Annotated in this window: 20 protein-coding genes and 1 riboswitch; of the genes, 4 read left to right on the top strand and 16 right to left on the bottom strand. The window is 70.7% G+C overall.

The window, feature by feature from the left end; translation table 11 throughout:
- Nucleotides 1-99: 99 nt before the first annotated feature.
- Nucleotides 100-1,242: a glycosyltransferase family 4 protein gene (locus AB0K65_RS21955; protein ID WP_365718981.1), complete on the bottom strand. Its 1,143-nt coding sequence runs from the start codon at nucleotides 1,240-1,242 to the stop codon at nucleotides 100-102.
- A gap of 81 nt (nucleotides 1,243-1,323) precedes the next feature.
- On the opposite strand from AB0K65_RS21955, the gene AB0K65_RS21960 reads away from it, so the two are divergent.
- On the top strand, nucleotides 1,324-2,598 hold the full coding sequence (locus AB0K65_RS21960) for a glycosyltransferase family 87 protein (RefSeq protein WP_365718983.1): 1,275 nt from the start codon (nucleotides 1,324-1,326) through the stop codon (nucleotides 2,596-2,598).
- An 82-nt stretch (nucleotides 2,599-2,680) separates the two neighbouring features.
- Here AB0K65_RS21960 and AB0K65_RS21965 read toward each other — a convergent pair whose 3' ends face one another.
- The 5 genes from AB0K65_RS21965 to AB0K65_RS21985 form a co-directional block, all read right to left on the bottom strand.
- Complete coding sequence (locus AB0K65_RS21965; RefSeq protein ID WP_365719092.1) at nucleotides 2,681-3,844, bottom strand: hypothetical protein; 1,164 nt, start codon at nucleotides 3,842-3,844, stop codon at nucleotides 2,681-2,683.
- Between the two features lie 121 nt (nucleotides 3,845-3,965).
- The gene (locus AB0K65_RS21970) at nucleotides 3,966-4,979 is read right to left on the bottom strand and encodes an NlpC/P60 family protein (protein WP_365718986.1); all 1,014 of its coding nucleotides are present in this window, start codon (nucleotides 4,977-4,979) and stop codon (nucleotides 3,966-3,968) included.
- Nucleotides 4,980-5,184: 205 nt separating this feature from the next.
- Entirely contained in the window at nucleotides 5,185-6,213 is a 1,029-nt protein-coding gene (locus AB0K65_RS21975) for an NlpC/P60 family protein (protein ID WP_365718988.1), read from the bottom strand.
- Nucleotides 6,214-6,469: 256 nt separating this feature from the next.
- On the bottom strand, nucleotides 6,470-7,834 hold the full coding sequence (locus AB0K65_RS21980) for an NYN domain-containing protein (RefSeq protein ID WP_365718990.1): 1,365 nt from the start codon (nucleotides 7,832-7,834) through the stop codon (nucleotides 6,470-6,472).
- Between the two features lie 34 nt (nucleotides 7,835-7,868).
- Entirely contained in the window at nucleotides 7,869-8,111 is a 243-nt protein-coding gene (locus AB0K65_RS21985; RefSeq protein WP_260228851.1) for a hypothetical protein, read from the bottom strand.
- 187 nt (nucleotides 8,112-8,298) lie between these two features.
- On the opposite strand from AB0K65_RS21985, the gene AB0K65_RS21990 reads away from it, so the two are divergent.
- Both AB0K65_RS21990 and AB0K65_RS21995 read left to right on the top strand, forming a co-directional pair.
- Nucleotides 8,299-9,033 (top strand): rhomboid family intramembrane serine protease, encoded by a 735-nt coding sequence (locus tag AB0K65_RS21990; RefSeq protein ID WP_365718992.1) that lies wholly within the window; start codon nucleotides 8,299-8,301, stop codon nucleotides 9,031-9,033.
- Nucleotides 9,030-9,311, top strand: coding sequence for an Lrp/AsnC ligand binding domain-containing protein (locus AB0K65_RS21995; RefSeq protein ID WP_017238849.1), 282 nt, complete (start codon nucleotides 9,030-9,032; stop codon nucleotides 9,309-9,311). Before AB0K65_RS21990 ends, AB0K65_RS21995 begins: the two co-directional genes overlap by 4 nt.
- 92 nt (nucleotides 9,312-9,403) lie before the next feature.
- Here AB0K65_RS21995 and AB0K65_RS22000 read toward each other — a convergent pair whose 3' ends face one another.
- From AB0K65_RS22000 to AB0K65_RS22025, 6 genes are all read right to left on the bottom strand, one after another.
- Nucleotides 9,404-10,780 (bottom strand): aminotransferase class V-fold PLP-dependent enzyme, encoded by a 1,377-nt coding sequence (locus AB0K65_RS22000; protein ID WP_365718995.1) that lies wholly within the window; start codon nucleotides 10,778-10,780, stop codon nucleotides 9,404-9,406.
- 157 nt (nucleotides 10,781-10,937) lie between these two features.
- Nucleotides 10,938-11,054, bottom strand: a riboswitch (SAM riboswitch).
- An 88-nt stretch (nucleotides 11,055-11,142) separates the two neighbouring features.
- On the bottom strand, nucleotides 11,143-12,207 hold the full coding sequence (trpD, locus tag AB0K65_RS22005; protein WP_365718997.1) for an anthranilate phosphoribosyltransferase: 1,065 nt from the start codon (nucleotides 12,205-12,207) through the stop codon (nucleotides 11,143-11,145).
- Nucleotides 12,208-12,333: 126 nt separating this feature from the next.
- Nucleotides 12,334-13,959, bottom strand: a complete 1,626-nt coding sequence (locus AB0K65_RS22010) for a cytochrome bc complex cytochrome b subunit (RefSeq protein WP_365718999.1) — start codon at nucleotides 13,957-13,959, stop codon at nucleotides 12,334-12,336.
- Nucleotides 13,956-15,008, bottom strand: coding sequence for a Rieske 2Fe-2S domain-containing protein (locus AB0K65_RS22015; RefSeq protein ID WP_365719001.1), 1,053 nt, complete (start codon nucleotides 15,006-15,008; stop codon nucleotides 13,956-13,958). The genes AB0K65_RS22010 and AB0K65_RS22015 overlap by 4 nt, the downstream gene beginning before the upstream one ends.
- Nucleotides 15,005-15,814 carry a cytochrome c gene (locus AB0K65_RS22020; protein ID WP_365719003.1) on the bottom strand — a complete coding sequence of 270 codons (810 nt, stop codon included), beginning with the start codon at nucleotides 15,812-15,814 and terminating at the stop codon, nucleotides 15,005-15,007. Before AB0K65_RS22020 ends, AB0K65_RS22015 begins: the two co-directional genes overlap by 4 nt.
- A 71-nt stretch (nucleotides 15,815-15,885) precedes the next feature.
- Entirely contained in the window at nucleotides 15,886-16,506 is a 621-nt protein-coding gene (locus AB0K65_RS22025) for a heme-copper oxidase subunit III (protein WP_125658266.1), read from the bottom strand.
- Nucleotides 16,507-16,683: 177 nt separating this feature from the next.
- Here AB0K65_RS22025 and AB0K65_RS22030 point away from each other — a divergent pair, with 177 nt between their 5' ends.
- A complete protein-coding gene (locus tag AB0K65_RS22030) occupies nucleotides 16,684-17,085 on the top strand; it encodes a hypothetical protein (protein ID WP_365719005.1) in 402 nt (133 codons plus the stop codon).
- Between the two features lie 86 nt (nucleotides 17,086-17,171).
- Here the strand turns inward: AB0K65_RS22030 and AB0K65_RS22035 are convergent, their stop codons facing one another.
- The 4 genes from AB0K65_RS22035 to coxB all read right to left on the bottom strand — a co-directional run bounded on the left by AB0K65_RS22035 (nucleotide 17,172) and on the right by coxB (nucleotide 21,630).
- Complete coding sequence (locus AB0K65_RS22035; RefSeq protein WP_365719007.1) at nucleotides 17,172-18,425, bottom strand: Ig-like domain-containing protein; 1,254 nt, start codon at nucleotides 18,423-18,425, stop codon at nucleotides 17,172-17,174.
- Nucleotides 18,426-18,536: 111 nt separating this feature from the next.
- The gene (locus tag AB0K65_RS22040) at nucleotides 18,537-18,935 is read right to left on the bottom strand and encodes a cytochrome c oxidase subunit 4 (RefSeq protein WP_365719009.1); all 399 of its coding nucleotides are present in this window, start codon (nucleotides 18,933-18,935) and stop codon (nucleotides 18,537-18,539) included.
- The gene (gene ctaD / locus AB0K65_RS22045; RefSeq protein WP_365719011.1) at nucleotides 18,932-20,668 is read right to left on the bottom strand and encodes a cytochrome c oxidase subunit I; all 1,737 of its coding nucleotides are present in this window, start codon (nucleotides 20,666-20,668) and stop codon (nucleotides 18,932-18,934) included. The genes AB0K65_RS22040 and ctaD overlap by 4 nt, the downstream gene beginning before the upstream one ends.
- Nucleotides 20,665-21,630, bottom strand: coding sequence for a cytochrome c oxidase subunit II (coxB, locus tag AB0K65_RS22050; RefSeq protein ID WP_365719013.1), 966 nt, complete (start codon nucleotides 21,628-21,630; stop codon nucleotides 20,665-20,667). The genes ctaD and coxB overlap by 4 nt, the downstream gene beginning before the upstream one ends.
- Nucleotides 21,631-21,883 lie beyond the last annotated feature (253 nt).

A 21,883-nucleotide genomic window follows, 5' to 3' on the forward strand; every position in this document is an offset into this window, starting at 1 on the left:
ACGACCCGGCGCCGCGAGGCCGCACGTATCGGCGGCGCCCGCGGCCCGGGCGGGACCTCACGGACACGACCCGGCGCCGGGGAGCCTCGGGGCCGGCCGTCAGAGCAGCTCCTTCAGCCGCTCCGCGAGCAGGTCCCAGCGCCAGCGCTCCTCGACCCAGGAGCGGCCCCGCTCGCCCATGCGCGCGCGCAGCTCCGGGTCGAGGAGCAGGGTCGCGACGCGGTCGGCGGACTCCTCCGGGGAGTCACCGCGCACCACCCAGCCGGTCTCGCCGTCGAGGACCGCGTCGGGGGCCCCGCCCGAGTCCCCGGCGACGACCGGAAGGCCGGTGGCCGACGCCTCCAGGTAGACGATGCCCAGGCCCTCGACGTCGAGGCCGCCCCGCCGGGTCCGGCAGGGCATCGCGAAGACGTCCCCCGCGCCGTAGTGGGCGGGCAGCTCCTCCCACGGAACGGCGCCGGTGAACCGTACGGATCCGGCCACGCCGGTCGTCGCCGCGAGCCGCCGCAGGTCCTTCTCGTAGGGGCCGCCCCCGACGATCAGGAGCACCGCGTCCGGCACCCGCCGCAGGATCGCCGGCAGGGCCCTGATCAGCGTGTCCTGCCCCTTGCGGGGGACGAGCCGCGAGACGCACACGACCACCGGCCGGTCGCTGAGCCCGAGCCGCTCGCGCACGGCCTCACCGCCCGAGCCGGGGTGGAAGGTCTTCTCGTCGACGCCCGGCGGGAGCTGCACCATCCGCCCGGCCGCCGCCGGCGTGAGCGCCGACGCGATCCGCGAGCGGGTGTACTCACCGAGGTAGGTGATCGTGTCCGTGCCCTCGCCGATCCGCCGCAGCAGCTGCCGGGAGGCGGGCAGCTGCGCCCATCCCGCCTCGTGCCCGTGCGTGGTCGCCACCAGGCGGCGCGCCCCGGCCCGGCGCAGGGCGGGCGCCATCAGGCCGAGCGGCGCGGCGGCCCCGAACCAGACCGACTCGCAGCCGTGCTCGCGCAGCAGCGCGGTGGCCCGGGCGGTGACGCGGGGGGTCGGCAGCAGCATGGTGGTGCGGTCCCGCACGACCGTGAAAGGCTGGGCCGCGTCGAACGCGGCGGTCGCCTCGGTCCCCTCGCGGCCGCGCTTCCACGTCGAGGCGTAGACCACGATCCGCTCGGGATCCAGGCGCAGCGCCATGTTGTGCAGGAACGCCTGAATTCCGCCGGGGCGTGGCGGGAAGTCGTTGGTTACGATCAAGGTCTTGTGCATCGTGGCCGAATCTACCGTGGCCGCGCCACCGCCCGGCAGCACCTCCGCGACAGCGGACCGAGAGACGAGGACGAGGTAGGAATGACGGGCGTATGGGGCGCGCTGCGCACGCGCGCGGCCGACGGCGCGAGTCTCCGGCTCCCGCTCGCCGTGTGGGCGGTGACGCGGGTGGTGCTGCTGCTCTTCGTCCTCAAGGTCGTGGTGATGCCCGGCCCCGACGTCACGAGCGACGTCGAGGAGATCTACCAGGGCTGGTACGAGGTCCTGCGGACGGGCACGTATCCGCTGGACGACGTCAGCTGGCAGTACCCGCCCGGCGCCGCCCTGGCCATCCTCTCCCCCGCGCTGCTGCCCTTCCTGGGCTACTCCTCGGCCTTCTTCGTCCTCGCCCTGCTCTGCGACGCGGTCGTCTTCGGCCTGCTGCTGTACACGGGGAGGCGTCCGGGCCGCACCCCGCGCGGCACCTGGATCTGGATCGCCGGCGTCCCGCTGCTGGGGCCGACGGCGTACGCCCGGTACGACCTGATGGTCACCGCCGTCGCCGTCGCCGCCCTGCTCGCCGCGCCCCGTCGTCCGACGGTCCTGGGCGCGCTGGCCGGATTCGGGGCGGTCGTGAAGGTCTGGCCGGTGCTGCTCCTCGCCGGCACCCCGCGCGGCCGTGCCACCCTGCGGTCCTGGTCGACGGCGGCGGGGGCGGCGGCCGGTCTGCTGCTCCTGTGCACGCTCGCGGCTCCGGGCGCGCTGGCCTTCCTGACCTACCAGCGCGACCGGGGCACGGAGGTCGAGTCGCTGGGCGCGCTGGTCTTCCACGTGGCGCGGTACGTCGGCTGGGAGGGCGAGCCGCGGATGAACTACGGCTCGATCGAGTTCCTCGGCCCCGGCGTCCCCGCCGTGTCCACGGCCGCGATGGCCCTGACCGCCGCGGTGTTCGCCTGGCTGCTGCTGTGGCGGGTCCGGGCGCGGGCCTTCTCCACGACGACGCCGGCGGACGCGGCGTTCGTGGCGGTGCTGCTCTTCACGACCACGAGCCGGGTGATCAGCCCGCAGTACATGATCTGGCTGGTCGGTCTCGCGGCGGTCTGTCTGGTCTACCGGGCGAGCCGGATGCGACGGCCCGCGATCCTGGTCCTGTGGGCGACCGCGGTGACGCAGCTGGAGTTCCCCATCTGGTTCTCGCACGTGACGGACAGCGATCCGCTGGGGCTCACGCTGCTGCTGGTACGCAACGGGCTGCTGGTCGCCGCCTCGGTCTCCGCCTGCCGCGTCCTGTGGCGCCAGACGGTGAGCGAGCCGCGTGCCGGAACACCGGCGACGCCGGTGCGGCCGGAGCGGGCGAAGACGCTCTCGGCTCCCTGAGCCGGGCCGGGCGGCGGGCGGGGCGCGTCCCCCCTCCGGCCGCCCCGGCGGGGACGTCGGCCCGTCACGGTGTCCCGCCCGGTCAGGCCAGCCGGGCGGACAGGAAGCGGCGCCAGGCGGCGGTGAACTCCTCGGGGCTCGTGCCGAGGACCTCGTGCAGGGCCTTCTCCACCGCGCCTTCGCGGGAGGGGTGGGCGCCCACCGCGCTGTAGAAGGCGGTCAGCTTCGGCTCACCCCACCGCTCGGCGATCAGCGCGCAGGCCAGCCAGCCCCCTTCGTAGGCCCGCGCCAGCGCCTCCCCGTCGCCGCCGAAGGCGAAGTCCTCGTCGTCGGGGAGCCGCGCCGGGACCCGGCCGGCCCCGACGGCGCGGCGCAGTTCGGGGGCGGCCTGGGCGGCCGTGCGGCCGGTGCCCCGGTAGGCCACCCAGTCGGCGAAGCCCTCGGAGAGCCAGACCGGGGTGGCCGGCGAGGTCGAGGCGCGGGTGGCCACGTGCGTGGTCTCGTGGGTCAGGACGAACTGGCGACCGAACGCGCCGAGCGCCCCGTACGCCTCGGGGTTGACGATCACGCGGTCGGCGGGGGCGTCAGGGCCGCCTTGGACCTCGCCGGTCGTGACGGCCGCGATGCCCCGATAGGAGGCCCCCGGCGCCCCGAGCAGGCCGCCCATCGCGTCCAGGGAAGCCGGCACGAGGACGACCACCCGGCCCGCCCAGGCCGACGGCCAGGCCGCCGAGACGGCCGGCACCGCCCGGTCCGCCGCCGCCGCGATCGCCCGGAGGCGCTCCTGCGGCTGCCCGACGCCGAGGACGAGGCTGCGCCGTCCCCGTACCGTCTCCACCTCGCCCTGCTGCCACAGCTGCTGGACGTCGGCCCCGGCGTCTCCGGGGCGGTCGGCGCTCACGTACCACCGGCCTCCGCGCTCGGTCAGCTCCAGGAGGCGCTCGGTGGTGACCGGGCCCGGGTCATAGCCCCGCACCCGGTAGCGCAGTTCCGCGCGGACCGTCGCCCGGCCGCCGTCCGCCCGGTCCACGTCCTTCACCCGGTAGTCCCACGAGCCGAGCGGCACCTCCGCGAGGTGGTCGAACTCCCTGAGGGCGGCCGGGGCGAGCGTGGGGTCGAGGCCGGCCGTGTAGGCCGCCTCGTCCCGGGTGAGCAGCGCGCGCGCCTGGCGGTCGAGCAGGCTCTGGATCTGCCCGGGCGCCGGGTCGACGGGCTCGGGGGCCGCGCAGCCGCCGAGCGCCAGCAGGGCGGTCAGCAGGACGGCCGCCGGGCGCGCCCCGCCTCCGGTGGGGCGATCCCCCTGCGTTCCCCGCCCCTGACGTGCCACGCCTCCGATCGTACGGGCACTCGTACGGGCAGGCGTACGGTCAGACCCGGGTCACCGTGACGTGCGACATCATCCCGACCGGGTCGTACCGCACCCGGGCCCCGGGATACGGAGCGTGGATCACCTGCCCGTCGCCGGCGTAGATGCCGACGTGGCTGGCGTCGTCCCGGTACGTCACCAGGTCGCCCGGCTGCGCCTGCGCGAGCGGCACCCGTCGTCCCGCGTACCGCTGGGCCGAGGACGTTCGCGGCAGGCTGATCCCGGCCTGGCGGTACGACCAGACCATCAGGCCGGAGCAGTCGAAGGCGGAGGGGCCGGTCGCGCCCCAGACGTAGGGGCGGCCGATCGCGCTGCGGGCGGCGACGACGGCGGCCGCGGCCCGTGAGGAGGCCGGGCCGAGGTCGCCGAGCGGGGGCAGGTCGTCTCGGCCGGACCGGGAGGCCCGGGCGTCCCGGTCGAAGGACTCCCGCTCCTCGGCGGTCAGGGACGCCAGCAGGCGGCGGGCCTCGGCGAGCTTCCGCTCGACCGTGCGCTTGTGCGCGGCGACCTGGGTCCTGCTGCGCTCCAGCTCGGCGAGCAGCCGCCGCGCCTCGCTCCGCTTCTGGGTGGACGCGCGCAGCTCGTCCCGGAGCCGGCTCAGGGCGGCACCCTGACGGGAGGACACCCGGTCGAGGACCGAGGCCCGGTCGAGGTAGGAGTCGGGGTCGGCGGAGAGCAGCAGCGCGAGGGCGGGGTCGATCCCGCCGGAGCGGTACTGCGCGCCGGCGACCGAACCGAGCGCGCCACGCATGCGGTTGATGCGCTCCTGGCCGCGTGCGACGCCGTCCTGCGCCTGGGCGAGCGTCCTGCGCAGCGCGTCCGCCCGCTCGTCGGCCTTGTTGTAGCCCTCGGTGGCCCGTTCGGCCTCCTCGTAGAGCCGGTCGACCGTGGCCCTGGTGGCCTCGGGGGTGCCGCTGGGGTCGGCGCTCGCGGGGACGGCGCCGAGGGCCGTCGCCGCGGTGGCCGCGGCGGCGGTCAGGACGGTGACCCTGGCGGGTCGTCGGTGGGACGCCACGAATCGCGCTCCGTTCAGCTGTGCCCGGTCTGGCGCGGCAGACAGTAGCCGCTGAGCACTCCGCGACCAACGAAGACGCCGGGCACACAAAGTGACGCCCCGCCGGAGATCACAGGTCACCGGCGGGGCGTCACGTCAGCCATGGGTGCGACGAACCACCCGATCGGGCGTCAGGTCGCGGGAGGCGCTGAAGGGGGCGGAGGCGTCAGATGCGCACACCGAACTGGAAGGTGCCCATGTAGTCCATGGACTCGTAGCGGACCACGGCGCCCGGCTTGGGGGCGTGCAGGATCGTGTTGTTGCCCGCGTACAGACCAACGTGCGACAGGCTGTTGAAGAAGACCAGGTCGCCCGGCTTGAGCTGGCTGCGGCCGATCTTCACGCCGTCGTTCTGCTGGGTGTAGGTGGTACGGCTCAGCCGGACGCCGGCCTGGCGGTAGGCCCACTGGGTCAGCCCGGAGCAGTCGTACGAGTTGGGGCCCTCGGCGCCGGAGACGTACGGCTTGCCGAGCTGGGTGGCGGCGGCGCTGAGGGCGGCGCCACCGCGCTGGGAGGCCGGGACCTCGTTGCCGAGGTCGACCCGGTCGCCCGCCGCGCGGCTGGCGCGCTGCTCGTCCTGCTGGATCCGGGCGCGCTCGGCGGCGGTCAGGGTGTTGAGCAGCTTCTGCGCCTCGGCGAGCTTGCCCTGGAACTTCTTCTTCTTCTCGCCGAGGGTCTTGCGGACGTCCTCGAGGTCGGCGAGCTTCGTCGTCGCCTCGGCGCGCTGCTGGGCGAGGGTGCGCTGCTTGGCCTGGATCGACTGGAGCACGTCGGCCTGCTTGGCGCCGAGCTGGTCGATCGCGGACGCCTTGTCGAGGTAGGTGTCCGGGTCGGAGGAGAGGAAGAGCTGGATCGCCGGGTCGATGCCGCCGGAGCGGTACTGCGCGCTGGCGACCGAACCGATGTTGTCCCGCAGGGTGTTGAGCTCCTGCTGGCCGCGGGCGACCTTGTCCTGGAGGGCGCCGATCTCCTTCTGGAGCTTGCCGCGGCGCTCTTCGGCCAGGTTGTACTGCTCCGTGGCCTCCTCGGCCTCGTGGTGCAGCTTGTCGACCTTCGACTTCACGTCGTCGATCTTCGGCTTCGGAGCGGCCTGGGCGCCGGTCTGGGCGGTGAGCGCGACAGCCGCCGCGGCGGTCATGGTGAGCACGGTCACGCGGGTGCGGCTCGGCTGCTTGGGACGACGGTGGGACGCCACGAAGGCGAGCTCCTTCTTCCTCGAGCCGCCCAACCAGGCTGCGGCAGGCGGTTCCTCCGCTGTCATCCCCGATGGACGATCAACCGCGCGAAGGTTCGAGGCCTGACCCTAGTGACCAACTTGTGATCAGTTCAAATCCTCATGGGCAAAATCTCGCGCAGGCGCCACTTTATTTCCAGACATCACACAGGCAGTGATGAGCATTTGACCGTACGCCCTCCAGAATCCGGGCATTACGGCCACGAGTTGCCAAGCGTTACGAGGCGCGCGAAAGCCGCTTGAGCAACAAGGCGGACGCGACCGGCCGCGCTCCGGACTTGGCGACGCCGTCGGCGACTTCACGGTCCGTGGAGACCACGACGACCGGCCGCCCCGGAGGCTCGGCCCGCACCAGCTGGCGGATCAGCTCGTCGGCGGTGACGCCCGGCTTGGAGAACAGCACCCGCACCCCGCGGGGCGGCGCGAGCAGTACGGGGGCGGCCAGCTCCGCCCCGTCGAAGACACAGGTGACCTCGGCGCCCGACCGGGCCGCGAGGGCGGAGAGCCCACCGAGGAGCCGCAGCCGCTGCTTCTCCAACGGCATGGTCGGATAGCCGGTCTTGGTGACGTTGTAGCCGTCCACGACCAGATGGGCCTGCGGCAGCGCGAGCAGCTGGTCGAGCAGCGCGGGGTCGGTCTCGGACAGGGCGCGGGCCGCGATGTCCTTCGGCGACATCCGGCCGGGCTCGACCGCGTCCACGGTGTCGGCGGGATGGACGGAGACGGGCGGCAGGGCCAGTTCGCGGCGCAGCCCCTGGGCCGCGTCCAGGACCGTGTCGAGCAGCAGGCGCAGCCTCATGTCCTCCACGGAGCGCCCCTCGCGGGCGGCCCGGCGGCTGGCCTCCAGGGCCGCCTCGACCTCGGCCAGCCGGGCCTTGAGCCGTCTGCTCTCGCTCTCGGCGGCCGAGACCTGGGCGGCGGCCTCCGCCTTGACGGCGTCGACCTCGGCCTGGGTGCGGCGCAGGGCCGCCTCGCCCCGCTTCACGTCGCTCTGGGCGCTGCGCAGCTTGCGGTGAAGCGATTCGGCTTCCTTGCGGGCCGCCTCCAGGTCGTGGCGCAGCTGCTCGGTCTCGCCCCGGCCCCGTTCACGGGCCGCGGCGACCTCCTCGCGCAGCCGCTCCAGCTCGCGCCGACCGGCCTCGTCGGCCCGCTCGGCGTCCGCCCGCTGGACCTCCTCGCCCGCGGCGGCGACCAGCTTGACCCAGCCCGCCGGCCGCAGCACGTAGGCGGCCGCGGCGACCTCGACGGGATCGGCGGCGGCGGGCGGCGCCCCGGACTCGACGGTCCCGGCCAGCTCGGGCTGGGCCTCCCTGAAGCGCTCGCCGATCCGCTGCCGGAAGAGCGGGTCGCTCTCCAGCGCGGCGGCCATGGCGTTGCCCGCGAACTTGGCCCGCCGGGTGGGGGTGAAGCGCGCGTACTGCCGCAGCGGGGCGGGCAGCTCCGCGAGGGTGAGCCCGCCGAAGGCGTCGGAGACGATCGCGACGACCCGCCGCCGTACGCCTTCCGGCAGCGGGCGGTCGAGCGCCTCGGCAGCGTCACCTGCCGCGCCGGCCGGCTCACCACCGTGCGCGGGCTGCTCCACGATCCGTCACCCCACTGTCGTTCGCGCCGCTCCGTCAGGAAGCGGTGCCCGGCCTGTCCACCAGCTCGATCTGATCCACCGCGTTGCACCAACGACAGCGGACCGACTCGATGGTCTCACTGACCACCTCGCGCTCCTCCACCTTCGGCTCCCCGGCGAGGTCCAGATGGACGTACTCGACGACCTTGGAGGAGCGCGTCACGTCGAACCGGGTCAGGTTGCCGCAGAGCGTGCAGCGCCAGCGGGTCTCGGCGGTCGGCAGGGGAACCGTCGTCATCGGACCGTCCTCTTTCTTGTGCGGGATGCGGGAGCCGCGGTGCGCCGTCGAACTGCGGTGGTACTGCTCGTCACCCTACGGCCTCGGGGGTACGCCCTGCTCGGGCGGAGCCCGGCTCGGGGGCGACCGCCGGGCGCCCCGGCGAGGCGCTCTGTCCAGGTCGGCCACGGTACGCGATGATCTGTCCATGATCGACTGGCGGGAAGCGGCCCTCGGCGCGTGGCGGGGTGCCCGGAACGGCCCCACGGTGACCTACGGCCTCATCGCCGTCTGCAGTCTCACGTTCCTGGCCGGCCCGGCGTCGGGCCTCAATCCGGGGTACGGCACCGGGGACGCCTTCCTCGCGGCGCAGAGCGCCTACTTCCACCGCTGGGGCGTGCTCCCGGCCGAGCTGACGAGCGGCGAGCCGCGCGCCCTGCTCACCCCGCTGACCGCGCTCTTCGTGCACGGCAGCTGGCTCCATCTGCTCGGGAACATGCTGTTCCTCTACGTCTTCGGCGCGATGGCCGAGGAGCGGATGGGGGCGGCGGGGTTCCTGCTCTTCGCCGTCGGCTGCGGCTACCTGGCCCTGCTGGGCTACGCCGCCGTGCACGCGACCAGCGAGCAGACGCTGGTGGGGGCGTCGGGGGCGATCTCGGGGGTCCTCGGGGCGTTCCTGTACCTCTTCCCGCGGGCCCGGGTCACCAGCCTCTTCCCGTTCCTCTTCTTCCTGCCGTTGCGCTTCCCGGCGTGGATCGTGCTGATCTTCTGGTTCGTGCTCCAGTGGCTGGCGGCGCGCACGGCGGGGCCGGGCCCCGGGGTGGCCTACCTGGCGCACGTCGTGGGCTTCACCATCGGCTTCCTCTACGCCTGGGGCCGCTACCACCGTGGGGATAAGGTGAAGGCCCCAGCCGCGGCGACCGAGGGAGAAAGCCAGCCGTGATCACCGCGATCGTGCTCATCAAGACCAGTGTGGACCGCATCCCCGAGATCGCGGAGTCCATCGCCGCACTCGACAGCGTCAGCGAGGTCTTCTCGGTGACCGGCACGTACGACCTCATCGCCATGGTCCGGGTGCCGCGGCACGACGACCTCGCGGACGTCATCCCCGGCCGGATCAGCAAGATCCCCGGTGTCGAGGCCACGGACACGCACGTGGCGTTCCGTACGTACTCCCAGCACGACCTGGAAGCGGCCTTCGCCATCGGCCTGGAGTCGTAGACCGCCCGCCCGGAGCGCCGGTTCCCGGGCCGCCCGGGGCATGACGAAGGGGACCCACGCGGGAGGTCCCCTTCACTCGTACGAGTGGCCGCTCAGCCGCGGTCGGGGACGCAGCGGCCGTCCTCCGTGCGGTACTTCCACTGCGCGCCGTCCCGGACCAGCTCCTTGACGGCCCGCACGAAACGCTCCACGTGCTCGTCCGGCGTGCCGGCCCCGAAGCTGACCCGGATGGCGTTCAGCGACTTCTCGCCCGGCTCGCCCTCCGGGGCCCCGCACTCGCCGACCTGCTGCTGGTCGCCGCCCAGCAGGGTGCGGACCAGCGGGTGGGCGCAGAAGAGGCCGTCCCGGACGCCGATGCCGTACTCGGCGGAGAGCGCCGCGGCGAAGTGGGAGCTGTTCCAGCCCTCCACCACGAAGGAGATGACGCCGACCCGGGGGGCGTCGTCGCCGAAGAGCGAGAGCACCTTGACCTCGGGCACCTCGGCCAAGCCCTCGCGCACGGTCGCGATCAGCTGCCGCTCGCGCCGGACGAGGGTGTCGAAACCGGCCTCGGTCAGCGCCTTGCAGGCGGAGGCGATGGAGTAGACGCCGATCACGTTCGGGGACCCTGCCTCATGGCGGGCGGCGGTGGTGTGCCATGCGACGTCCACTCCCCCGTCGGCACGGCGGGCGACCTTCCGCGAGGCGCCACCGCCGGCCAGGTACGGCTCGGCGTCCTGGAGCCAGTCGGCGCGGCCGGCGAGGACGCCCGAGCCGAACGGGGCGTACAGCTTGTGCCCGGAGAAGGCGATCCAGTCGACGTCCAACTCCCGCACCGAGACCGGGTGGTGGGGGGCGAGCTGGGCGGCGTCGACGACGATCCGGGCGCCGTGGGCGTGCGCGGCGGCGGCGAGTTCGCGCACCGGCCACAGCTCGCCGGTGACGTTGGACGCACCGGTGACGCAGACGAGGGCGGGGCCGCCGGCTCCCGAGGCGGCGGCCCGGCCGGCGAGCGCGCGCTCCAGGGTCTCGACGGCCTCGGCGGGGGTGCGCGGGGCGTTGAGATAGGTGACCCGGGCGTCCTTCCACGGCAGCAGCGAGGCGTGGTGCTCGGTCTCGAAGACGAAGACCTCGCAGCCGGCGGGGAGGGCCGCGGCGAGCAGGTTGAGTGAGTCGGTGGTGGAGCGGGTGAAGACGACCTGGTCGTCTTCACGGCAGTCGAGGAAGGCGGCCACGGTGGCGCGGCTGTTCTCGAACAGGTCGGTGGACAGCTGCGAGAGGTAGCCGGCGCCCCGGTGGACGCTGCCGTAGTACGGCGCGTAGGCGGCCACGTCGTCCCAGACCCGCTGGAGGGCCGGCGCGCTGGCGGCGTAGTCGAGCGCGGCGTACGTCACCTCGCCACCGGTGACGAGCGGGACGGTCACATCACGGCCCAGAACGGGCAGCGGGGCACAAACCGACTGGTCGGAGGCAACGGTGGAGACAGACATGGCGAACTCCCGTACGAGGCAGGCGAGATCCCGCGCCGGCGGACACGCGGCAGCGCTGGAAAAGAAAAGGGGTATGCGGAGAAGGGGCGGAAGGGCCCTATCGCATTCGCTTGCTCACAAGAGGCTCCCTGAGGACCAGGACCCCAAGGCTTCGAGGGGTCCGCGCTTGCCGTGGACCTTGCTGTCCACGGCCTGGTCTTCACCCGGGGCACCCCGCCACGGACGGAGGGTTGCCGGACAGCAAGCCGGGGCTTCCTAGCTGTCACTCATGACCTGGCACAGAACGTATGTCAGCTGATCGTGTCCGCGCAACCCCGTACCGCATTCCGGAACGGGGCCGCGCCGACCGATCGGGTTCGTGGCTACGCGTTGCTGGCGGTGACCCAGCGCTCCAGGGCCTTGCGGGCGGCTCCCGAGTCGATGGACTCGGCCGCCTTCGCGATCCCCTCGCGCAACTGCTCCGCCAGGGTGCCCTCCCCCGGCTCCAGCGCCGTGAGCGCCGCCGCCGAGTTGAGCAGCACCGCGTCCCGCACGGGACCGGTCTCGCCCGCGAGCAGCCGACGGGCCACATCGGCGTTGTACGAGGCGTCGGCGCCGCGCAGCGCCTCGACGGGGACGATGTCGATGCCGACGTCCCTCGGGTCGAACGCCTCCTCGCGGACCGCGCCGTCCCGGACCACCCACACCCGCGAGGTGGCGGTGGTGGTCAGCTCGTCCAGACCGTCGTCCCCGCGGAAGACGAGCGCGGAGGAGCCGCGCTCGGCGAGCACGCCCGCCATGATCGGGGCCATCCGGGCGTCGGCCACGCCGGTCGCCTGGGCCCTGACGCGGGCCGGGTTGGTGAGCGGACCGAGGAAGTTGAAGACCGTCCGGATCCCGAGCTGGCCGCGGGCGGCGGCCACGTGCCGCAGCGCGGGGTGGAACTTCACCGCGAAGCAGAAGGTGATCCCGGCCTCCTCCGCGACCTCGGCCACCCGCCGCGGGGTCAGCTCGAGGTTTACGCCGAGCTTCTCCAGGACGTCGGAGGCACCGCTCGCGCTGGACGCGGCCCGGTTCCCGTGCTTGACGACCTTGGCCCCTGCTCCGGCGACCACGATCGCCGACATGGTGGAGATGTTGACGGTCTTGGCGCCGTCGCCGCCCGTGCCGACGATGTCCACGGAGGCGCCCGGGACCTCGATGAGGTTGGCGTGCTCGTACATCGTCCGGACGAGTCCGGTGATCTCCTCGACGGTCTCGCCCTTGGCGCGCAGCGCGACGGCGAAGCCGGCGATCTGGGCGTCGGTGGCCTCGCCCCGCAGGATCCGGTCCATCGCCCAGGCGGTGTCCTCGGCGCTCTGGTCGCGGCCGGTCAGCAGGCCGTCCAGGACGGCGGGCCAGGAGCGGCCCGCCGTGGTAGGTCCTCCAGCGGGGGTCACAGCGCTCATGGCAGCTCCTGGTCATTGCCGTAACGAGACGGATACTCGCCCACCCTATCCACCCGCGGGGACGGCAAAGAGCCCCGTCCATCGAATGGACGGGGCTCTCGCTGTGGCGACCTTCAGGTCAGGTGATCAGTGGTGGCCGTGGCCGCTGGTGATCTCCTTGTACTCCTCGACGGTGGGCTTGGCGATCTGGCTGTCCTCGCCGTAGTAGCTCCGGTTGAGCCGGACCCGGAGCTTCTCCATCCGGCCCACCTTGCGCTCGACACCGTTCTCGTCGACCCCGGCCGGCAGCTCCGCGGGCTCGTACTGCTCGTGCGCCGTGAGCGCGTAGAGCTGGCCCTGGCTGAGCGGCTCGTGGATCTCGACGAACTCACCGTGCGGCAGGCGCTTGATGATGCCGGACTCGCGCCCGTGCAGCACCTTGTCCCGGTCCCGGCGCTGGAGGCCGAGGCAGATCCGCTTGGTGACGATGAACGCGATGACCGGTCCGACGAAGAACGCGATCCGGACGAACCAGGTGATCGAGTTGATCGACAGGTGGAAGTGGGTCGCGAAGATGTCGTTGCCACCACCCACGAGCATGATCATGTACGCGGTGATCCAGGCGACACCGAAGGCGGTGCGCGACGGAGCGTTGCGCGGGCGCTGCGCGATGTGGTGCTCGCGCTTGTCGCCCGTGATCCACGACTCGATGAACGGGTAGACCGCGATCGCCGCCAGGACCAGCGGGAAGAGGATCAGCGGGATCATCACACCGAGGACCAGCGTGTGGCCCCAGAGGTTGATCTCCCAGCCCGGCATGACACGGATCAGACCCTCGGCGAAGCCCATGTACCAGTCGGGCTGGGCGCCGGTCGACACCTGGTCCGGACGGTACGGGCCGAGCGCCCAGATCGGGTTGATCGAGGCGATCGCCGCGATGACCGAGATGACACCGAAGACCAGGAAGAAGAAGCCTCCGGCCTTGGCCATGTAGACCGGCAGCAGCGGCATGCCCACGACGTTCTTGTTCGTGCGGCCGGGACCCGCGTAGTGCGTGTGCTTGTGGTACACGACGAGGATCAGGTGGGCCACCACGAGACCGAGCATGATGCCGGGCAGCAGCAGCACGTGCGCCGAGTAGAACCGGGCCACGAAGTCGCCGCCGGGGAACTCCCCGCCGAACAGGAACATCGACAGGTACGTGCCGACGATCGGCACGGACAGGATCGCGCCCTGCATGAAGCGGACACCGGTGCCGGAGAGCAGGTCGTCCGGGAGCGAGTAGCCGGTGAAGCCGGTGAACATGCCCAGGAAGAACAGCAGGAAGCCGAACAGCCAGTTGATCTCACGCGGCTTGCGGAAGGCGCCGGTGAAGAACACGCGCATCATGTGAACGAACATGCCGGCGATGAAGACCAGCGCCGCCCAGTGGTGGATCTGCCGGATGAGCAGACCACCGCGCACGTCGAACGAGATGTGCATGGTCGAGTTGAACGCCTCGGACATCAGCTGACCCTGCAGCGGGATGTAGCTGCCGTGGTACTCCACCTCGTTCATCGACGGGTGGAAGAACATCGTCAGGTACACACCCGTGAGGATGATGATGATGAAGCTGTAGAGGCAGATCTCACCGAGCATGAAGGACCAGTGGTCCGGGAAGATCTTCCGCATGTTGGCCTTGGCCAGGGTGTAGACACCCAGACGGCCGTCGGCCCAGTCGGCGACCCGCTCACCGGCGGGGGCCTTCTTCTGCGTATCGGTCGTAGTGCTCATCCGCGCTCCCAGAAGGCAGGGCCGACGGGCTCGTCGAAGTCGCCGAGCGCCTCGAGGAAGCCCTTGTCGTTCACACCGATCCGCAGCTGCGGGAGGGCGTGACCGGCCGGGCCGAAGATGACGCGGGCGCCGTCGGACAGGTCGAAGGTGGACTGGTGGCACGGGCAGAGCACGTGGTGCGTCTGCTGCTCGTACAGGGAGATCGGGCAGCCCACGTGGGTGCAGATCTTCGAGAAGGCGACGATGCCCTCGTGCGACCACTCGAGCTCGCGCTTGTCCTTGATGTCGTCCGGCTGGATGCGGACGATCATCAGGGCGGCCTTGGCGATCTCGGTCTGGAAGTCGTGGTCGTGCTCCGAGAGGCCCTCGGGCATCGCGAAGGTCAGCGAACCGACCGCGACGTCCTCGGGACGCAGCGGCTCGTGCGTGTTCATGTTGATGAGCTGCTTGCCCTTGGCCCACAGCGTGCTGCGGAGCTTCTTCTCGGGCAGCGGACCCATGTCACGCAGCAGCACGATGCCGGAGAGCGGTACGAGCGACAGCGCGCCGAACATCGTGTTGCGGATCAGCTTGCGCCGACCCATGCCGGACTCGGCGGCACCGGCCGCGAAGTCCGCCATCACCTGCGCCTTGGTCTCCGCGGAGGCCTGGATCGGGTGACGCTCGTCCGCCACCTCGACGTCGGACATCAGGGTGCGGGCCCAGTGGACCGCGCCCGCGCCGATGAAGAAGAGCGCCAGACCGAGGGTCCATCCCAGGGCGAAGTTGAGCGCGCTCACCCGGCCGAACGGCCAGATGTAGACGATCTTGTCGACCGGGAAGATCACGTACGACGCGATGAAGCCGACGGTGGCCAGCATCGACAGCGTGAACATGAAGGCGACCGCACGCTCGGACCGCCGGGCGGCCCGCTCGTCGATGTCCTGGATGCGCGGCTTGTGGGGCGGAAGGCCCGGGTCGGCGAACGGGTCGTCGGCGACCTTCACCGCGCCGTGCGCGGTGTCCTGCTCACTGGGCAGGTTCTCTTCTGGAATCTCTTGGGTACTCATGACTTCTTGGCCTTAGCGGTGTGGGCCGCGACCCAGACGGCAACGGCGATCAGCGTGCCCAGCCCGAAGATCCAGCCGAAGAGACCCTCGCTGACGGGACCGAGGCCACCCAGCGAGAGCCCGCCGGGGCTGTCCGACTTGTCGCTGTTGACGGCCTGGACGTACGCGATGATGTCCCTCTTCTCCTTCTCGGGCATCGTCGTGTCCGGGAAGGAAGGCATGTTCTGAGGACCGGTCTGCATGGCCTCGAACAGGTGCTTGGGGCTCACGCCTTCGAGGCTCGGGGCGTACTTGCCGTGCGTCAGCGCGCCGCCCTCACCGGTGAAGTTGTGGCACTGGGCGCAGTTGGAGCGGAACAGGTCGCCGCCGCGGGCGATGTCGGCACCGTCGGGGCTGTACTGCGACTTCTTCGGCGTGATGGGGCCGGCACCGAGAGAGGCGACGTACGCCGCGAGCTGATCGATCTCAGCCTGCGTGTAGATGACCTTCTTCTTCGGGACCTGGGCACCCGGCTGCTGGGCCGGCATGCGGCCCGTGCCGACCTGGAAGTCCACGGACGCCGAGCCGACGCCGACCAGGGACGGGCCGTCAGAGGTTCCCTGACCGCCGGTTCCGTGGCAGCTGGCGCAGCCGACGGAGTAGAGCTTCTTGCCCTCCTCGATGGCGAGGGACTGGGCGGTTTCATCGGCCTTCGCCGTGCCCGCGGGCGCGAAGGCGGCGTACAGCCCCCCAGTGGCCGCCAGCGCGAGAAGGAGGACGACGACCGCCGCCAGCGGATGGCGTCGTCGTGCGGAGAGCTTTTTCACGGATTACCCCGGTGTCAGGATCTTCTGCGTCGATGCTTGCTGGATGTCTCGGTGCGCCGAGGGGCGCCCGATTACTTGATCATGTAGATCGTGGCGAAGAGGCCGATCCAGACGACATCGACGAAGTGCCAGTAGTAGGACACGACGATGGCGGCGGTTGCCTGCTCGTGAGTGAACCTCTTGGCGGCGTACGTCCGGCCCAGGACCAGCAGGAAGGCGATGAGACCGCCCGTCACGTGCAGGCCGTGGAAGCCGGTGGTCAGGTAGAACACGGAGCCGTACGGGTCCGACGAGAGCGAGAGGCCCTCGTGCTTGACCAGCTCGGTGTACTCGAAGACCTGGCCGCCGATGAAGATCGCACCCATCACGAACGTGATGATGAACCACGTCCGGAGCTTCTTCACATCGCCCCGCTCGGCGGCGAAGACGCCGAGCTGGCAGGTGAGGGAGGAGAGCACCAGGATCGTGGTGTTGGTGGCCGAGAACGGGAAGTTCAAGGCCGAGGCCTTTTCCGCCCAGAAGTCGGCTCCCGTCACCGATCGCAGGGTGAAGTACATCGCGAAGAGGGCCGCGAAGAACATCAGCTCGGAACTCAACCAGATGATGGTTCCGACGCTGGTGAGGTTCGGCCGATTGACCGACGGGTGCGCGTGCCCGGTTTCTACTGTCGTTACTGTCGCCACGACCGACATTATGTCGGTCGCTTATCCCGCCCTCACTCCGGGGGGTGCCGTTCGGAGTGTCAGGGGGGTGTGTCCAGCCCGAACGGCCCATCGAAGAGGTCTCCCAACCGGGGTCGAACCGGTGTTGACGGGGTGTGGGACGGAGTAGCATCCGCCGCATCGGTTGATGACCTTCACGGAGGAACGATGCAGTCGAGCGCCACGGTCCTGGTCTACAGCGACGACGCGAACACCCGCGCGCAGGTGCGGCTCGCCGCGGGACGCAGGCCCGCGGCCGACGTTCCCCCGGTCGAGTACATCGAGTGCGCGACACTCCCGGCGGTACTGAAGCGCCTCGACGAGGGCGGCGTGGACGTCTGCGTCCTGGACGGCGAGGCGGTGCCCGCCGGCGGGATGGGCGTCTGCCGCCAGATCAAGGACGAGGTCTTCCACTGCCCGCCGGTGCTGCTGCTGATCGGCCGCCCGCAGGACGCCTGGCTGGCCACCTGGAGCCGCGCGGACGCCGCGGTGACCCTCCCGGTCGAGCCGGTCGACTTCGCGGCGTCCCTCGCGGCCCTGCTGCGCGCACGGCTCGCCATCGACGCGTGAGGCGCGTGCGGGACGGGCCCCCGGGGGCCCGTCCCGCAGCCCGGCCGGAAACGCCCAAGGGGTCCGCGGGCATGTGCCGGACACCCCTAGAGCGACGGCCGTAGGCGGGCGATCTCGGTCGGGGCGGTGCGGTTCTTGGCGTCGGCCACCAGTGCGCTCCCCTGCCGCCACTCGTCCCACGGCAGGTTCCAGTCGCCGAAGCCGTTGCCGAAGGTGTCCATCGTGTCGCCGTAGCTGTTGACGGTCTTCACGATGTCGCCCGGGCGCACGGTCTCGAAGAACCAGGCGGCGTTCCCCGTCGACATCCCGACACAGCCGTGACTGACGTTCGCAACTCCTTGCGAGCCGACGGACCACGGCGCGGCGTGGACGTATTCACCACTCCAGGTGACGCGCGTCGCGTAGTAGACGGGCAGGTCGTACGACTCCGAGCTGCCCGCGGCGATGCCGACGCTGGTGCCCCGCATCCGGACGAAGTACTCCTTGCCCAGCACCACTTTGATCCCGTTTCGGGTGGAGAAGCCCGGCTTCCCGGTGGTCACCGGAATGGTGTTGATCACTTCTCCGTTGCGCCGCACGGTCATGTAGTGCGAGCCGGCGTCCGCGACGGCCTCGATCCGGTCACCGATCGTCAGCTTCAGCGGCTTCGACTCGCCGCCGTAGAGCTTGTCGCCGACCTTCACCCCGTCCAGGTTCGCGCTCACCGAGATCGCCGCTCCCGCGGGCCAGTACTCCTTCGGACGGAAGTGCAGCTTCTCGTCGTCCACCCAGTGCCAGGAGCCCTCCACGGACGGCGTGGAGCGCACCTTGAGGGCCCGCTCGACCACCGCCCGGGCCGCCTTGTCCTTCACCGGGAGGCTCAGGTCGGCCGTGATCGGCTGCCCGACGCCGTACTTGCCCGCCTCCGGGCCGAACTTCACGGTGAGCGCCCGCTTGGCCGGAGTCGTCTCGAACGTGAACGTACGGGTCCCGGGAGCGCCGTCCCCGTCCTCCGTGGCGACCTTGACGGTGTAGCGGGCTCCGGCGGTCAGAGAGCCCGTGGAGCGCCAGCGCAGGCCGTCCGCGGTGAGTTCGCCGGCCAGGTGGTGCCCGGTCGCGTCGACGGCCGTCACATCCGTGATGCGGCTCTCGTCGCCCTTGGCGGTGATCTCCAGCGCCTTGTCCGGGTCGGCCTTCCTGCCGTCCGCCGGAGCGCTGAAGGAGATCTGCTGCGCCGCGTCGTACGGCCTCGTCGACAGCGGGTGGCCCTTCGAGCCCGAGCAGGCGGTGGTGCCCGCGGAGACGGTGACGGCCAGCAGGGTGCAGCTCACAACAGTCCGAATGCGCGGCGTGTCGTTCATGACATCACCGTAAGAACAATCCTCGGGGCGAGCGCGCCGAGTGCTGCAAAAGAGGGGCCCGGCCGCTTCGGTGACGAAGCGGCCGGGCCCCTCGGGGTCCTGCGGGTCCTGCTACTGGTTCTGGTTCTCACCGCGGTAGAACTCGAACACCCAGCCGAACAGGCCGACCAGGATGAGCGGGGTGGAGAAGTACAGGATCCACCAGCCCATCGCGACGGCGAGGAAGGCGAGCGCGCCGCCGATGGCCAGCGAGAGCGGCTGCCAGCTGTGGGGGGCGAAGAAGCCCACCTCGCCGGCCTCGTCCGCGACGTCGGCCTCCTTGTCGTCCTGCGCCATCGCGTCGACACGCTTGGCCGTGAAGGCCAGGTAGTAGCCGATCATGATGGACAGGCCGAAGGCGAGGAAGAGCGCCGTGGTGCCGACCGGCTCCTTCGACCAGACGCCGTAGAGGATCGCCATGGCGAGGATGAAGACGCTCAGCCAGATGAACATCTTGCCCTGGATCTTCACTTGCCGGCCTCCTTCTCACCCGCGAGGGCCTTCTCGGCACCGTGGTTCTCGAGCTGGTCGATCGCCGCGATCTCCGGGTGGTGCAGGTCGAACGCCGGGGATTCGGAGCGGATCCGCGGCAGGGTGAGGAAGTTGTGGCGCGGCGGCGGGCAGGAGGTCGCCCACTCGAGCGAGCGGCCGTAGCCCCACGGGTCGTCGACCTCGATCTTCTTGCCGTACTTGGCGGTCTTCCAGACGTTGTACAGGAACGGCAGGATCGACAGTCCGAGCAGGAACGAGGAGATCGTCGAGATCGTGTTCAGCGCGGTGAAGCCGTCGGCGTCGAGGTAGTCCGCGTAACGACGCGGCATGCCCTCGGCGCCCAGCCAGTGCTGCACCAGGAAGGTGCCGTGGAAGCCGATGAACAGCGTCCAGAAGGTGATCTTGCCGAGCCGCTCGTCCAGCATCTTGCCGGTGAACTTCGGCCACCAGAAGTGGAAGCCGGCGAACATCGCGAAGACCACGGTGCCGAAGACGACGTAGTGGAAGTGCGCGACGACGAAGTACGAGTCGGAGACGTGGAAGTCCATCGGCGGGGAGGCCAGGATGACACCCGTCAGGCCACCGAAGGTGAAGGTGACCAGGAAGCCGATCGTCCAGAGCATCGGTGTCTCGAAGGACAACGAGCCCTTCCACATCGTTCCGATCCAGTTGAAGAACTTCACGCCGGTCGGTACGGCGATGAGGAACGTCATGAAGGAGAAGAACGGGAGGAGGACGCCGCCCGTGACGTACATGTGGTGGGCCCACACGGTCACGGACAGACCGGCGATCGCGATGGTCGCGGCGATCAGGCCGATGTAGCCGAACATCGGCTTGCGGCTGAAGACCGGGATCACTTCGGAGACGATGCCGAAGAACGGCAGGGCGATGATGTACACCTCTGGGTGTCCGAAGAACCAGAAGAGGTGCTGCCACAGCAGGGCACCGCCGTTGGCCGCGTCGAAGACGTGGGCACCGAACTTGCGGTCCGCCTCCAGGGCGAACAGCGCGGCCGCCAGGACCGGGAAGGCGAGCAGGACCAGCACACCGGTCAGCAGCACGTTCCAGGTGAAGATCGGCATGCGGAACATCGTCATGCCCGGAGCGCGCATGCAGATGATCGTGGTGATGAAGTTGACCGAACCGAGGATCGTGCCGAAGCCGGAGAAGGCCAGACCCATGATCCACATGTCGGCGCCGACACCCGGCGAGCGGACGGCGTCCGACAGCGGGGAGTAGGCGAACCAGCCGAAGTCGGCCGCACCCTGCGGGGTGAGGAAGCCGGCCACCGCGATGATCGAGCCGAAGAGGTACAGCCAGTACGCGAACATGTTCAGCCGCGGGAACGCCACGTCGGGCGCGCCGATCTGCAGCGGCATGATCCAGTTCGCGAAGCCGGCGAACAGCGGCGTCGCGAACATCAGCAGCATGATCGTGCCGTGCATCGTGAACGCCTGGTTGAACTGCTCGTTCGACATGATCTGCGTGCCCGGACGGGCCAGCTCGGCGCGCATGAAGAGCGCCATCAGACCGCCGATGCAGAAGAAGACGAACGACGTCACGAGGTACATCGTGCCGATCGTCTTGTGGTCGGTGGTGGTCAGCCACTTCACCACGACATTGCCGGGCTGCTTGCGCCGGACGGGCAGCTCGTTCTCGTACGAGTCCTCAGCTGCTGCGGCGGCACCCTGGGGTTCGTTGAGGATGCTCACAGTTGGTTCTTCTCCGCATTCCTGGCCGGGTCCGTCTGCTCAATGCCCGACGGGATGTAGCCGGTCTGCCCCTTCTCCGCCAGCTCCTTCAGGTGCTGCTGGTAGCGCTCCGGAGAGACCACCTTGACGTTGAAGAGCATCCGGGAGTGGTCGACACCGCACAGCTCGGCGCACTTTCCGAGGAAGGTGCCCTCCTGGGTCGGGGTGACCTCGAAGGCGTTGGTGTGGCCCGGGATGACGTCCTGCTTCATGAGGAAGGGGACGACCCAGAAGGAGTGGATGACGTCACGGGAGGTCAGGACGAACCGGACCTTCTCGCCCTTGGGCAGCCACAGGGTCGGGCCCGGGTTGCCGGTCTGCGGGTTCCGGTCGCCGGGGATGCCGGCGTCGTAGACACCGCCGGCGTTCGCCGGGAAGTCGTCCTGGAACTTGTCCGGAATCGCGGCGAGGTTCGGGGCCGTCTTGGCGTCACCCGTCACACCCGGAACGTTCTCGATGTAGTTGAAGCCCCAGCTCCACTGGTAGCCGACCACGTTGATGGTGTGGGCCGGCTTGGGGGCGAGCGACAGGAGCTTCGACTCGTCGCGCGCGGTGAAGTAGAAGAGCACCGACACGATGATGAGCGGAGTGACCGTGTACAGCGCCTCGATGGGCATGTTGTACCGCGTCTGCGGCGGTACCTCGACCTTGGTGCGGCTGCGCCGGTGGAAGATGACGGACCACAGGATCAGCCCCCAGACCAGCACGCCCGTGACGAGCGCAGCCGCCCACGAGCCCTGCCAGAGGGAGAGGATCGTGGGCGCCTCTTCGGTCACCGGGGTGGGCATACCAAGGCGGGGGAAGTCTTCCCAGTTGTACGAGCAGCCGGTGGCTGTCGCCAGGATCAGGCCCGCAGTCAGCACCTGCGGCAGCTTCCGCCGCATCGGGCGCCGCGACGAGCGGTCGGAGCCGTTGGGACTCACGTAGCGCCTTCCCGAGAGTCTCGGCCCGCGCTGGTCGGCTACGGCCGTCTCGCTGGTCGGTCGCCGCCCCGGCCGCGGGCAGGGGTTTGGATGTTTATGCGGACCAAACCCTACTGGACGCTATTTGGGGTCGCGCGGGGAGGGTGCCCAACGCGCCGTCCGACTCCCCGAAGGGGTGGACTCCGCCATTCCGCAGGTCGTCCCGCGATGTCGTCCCCCGGCCGGCCTGCGGCACGACCGGGGCATCTGACGG

Origin of the sequence: Streptomyces sp. NPDC053755, assembly GCF_040677675.1 — a bacterium.
GTDB lineage: Bacteria > Actinomycetota > Actinomycetes > Streptomycetales > Streptomycetaceae > Streptomyces.

Excerpts from the sequence above, each read along its gene's own strand:
- AB0K65_RS21955 (WP_365718981.1), bottom strand. The coding sequence starts at position 1,242 with ATGCACAAGACCTTGATCGTAACCAACGACTTCCCGCCACGCCCCGGC.
- AB0K65_RS21960 (WP_365718983.1), top strand. The coding sequence starts at position 1,324 with ATGACGGGCGTATGGGGCGCGCTGCGCACGCGCGCGGCCGACGGCGCG.
- AB0K65_RS21985 (WP_260228851.1), bottom strand. The coding sequence starts at position 8,111 with ATGACGACGGTTCCCCTGCCGACCGCCGAGACCCGCTGGCGCTGCACG.
- AB0K65_RS21990 (WP_365718992.1), top strand. The coding sequence starts at position 8,299 with ATGATCGACTGGCGGGAAGCGGCCCTCGGCGCGTGGCGGGGTGCCCGG.
- AB0K65_RS22000 (WP_365718995.1), bottom strand. The coding sequence starts at position 10,780 with ATGTCTGTCTCCACCGTTGCCTCCGACCAGTCGGTTTGTGCCCCGCTG.
- trpD (WP_365718997.1), bottom strand. The coding sequence starts at position 12,207 with ATGAGCGCTGTGACCCCCGCTGGAGGACCTACCACGGCGGGCCGCTCC.
- AB0K65_RS22010 (WP_365718999.1), bottom strand. The coding sequence starts at position 13,959 with ATGAGCACTACGACCGATACGCAGAAGAAGGCCCCCGCCGGTGAGCGG.
- AB0K65_RS22015 (WP_365719001.1), bottom strand. The coding sequence starts at position 15,008 with ATGAGTACCCAAGAGATTCCAGAAGAGAACCTGCCCAGTGAGCAGGAC.
- AB0K65_RS22025 (WP_125658266.1), bottom strand. The coding sequence starts at position 16,506 with ATGTCGGTCGTGGCGACAGTAACGACAGTAGAAACCGGGCACGCGCAC.
- AB0K65_RS22030 (WP_365719005.1), top strand. The coding sequence starts at position 16,684 with ATGCAGTCGAGCGCCACGGTCCTGGTCTACAGCGACGACGCGAACACC.
- AB0K65_RS22035 (WP_365719007.1), bottom strand. The coding sequence starts at position 18,425 with ATGAACGACACGCCGCGCATTCGGACTGTTGTGAGCTGCACCCTGCTG.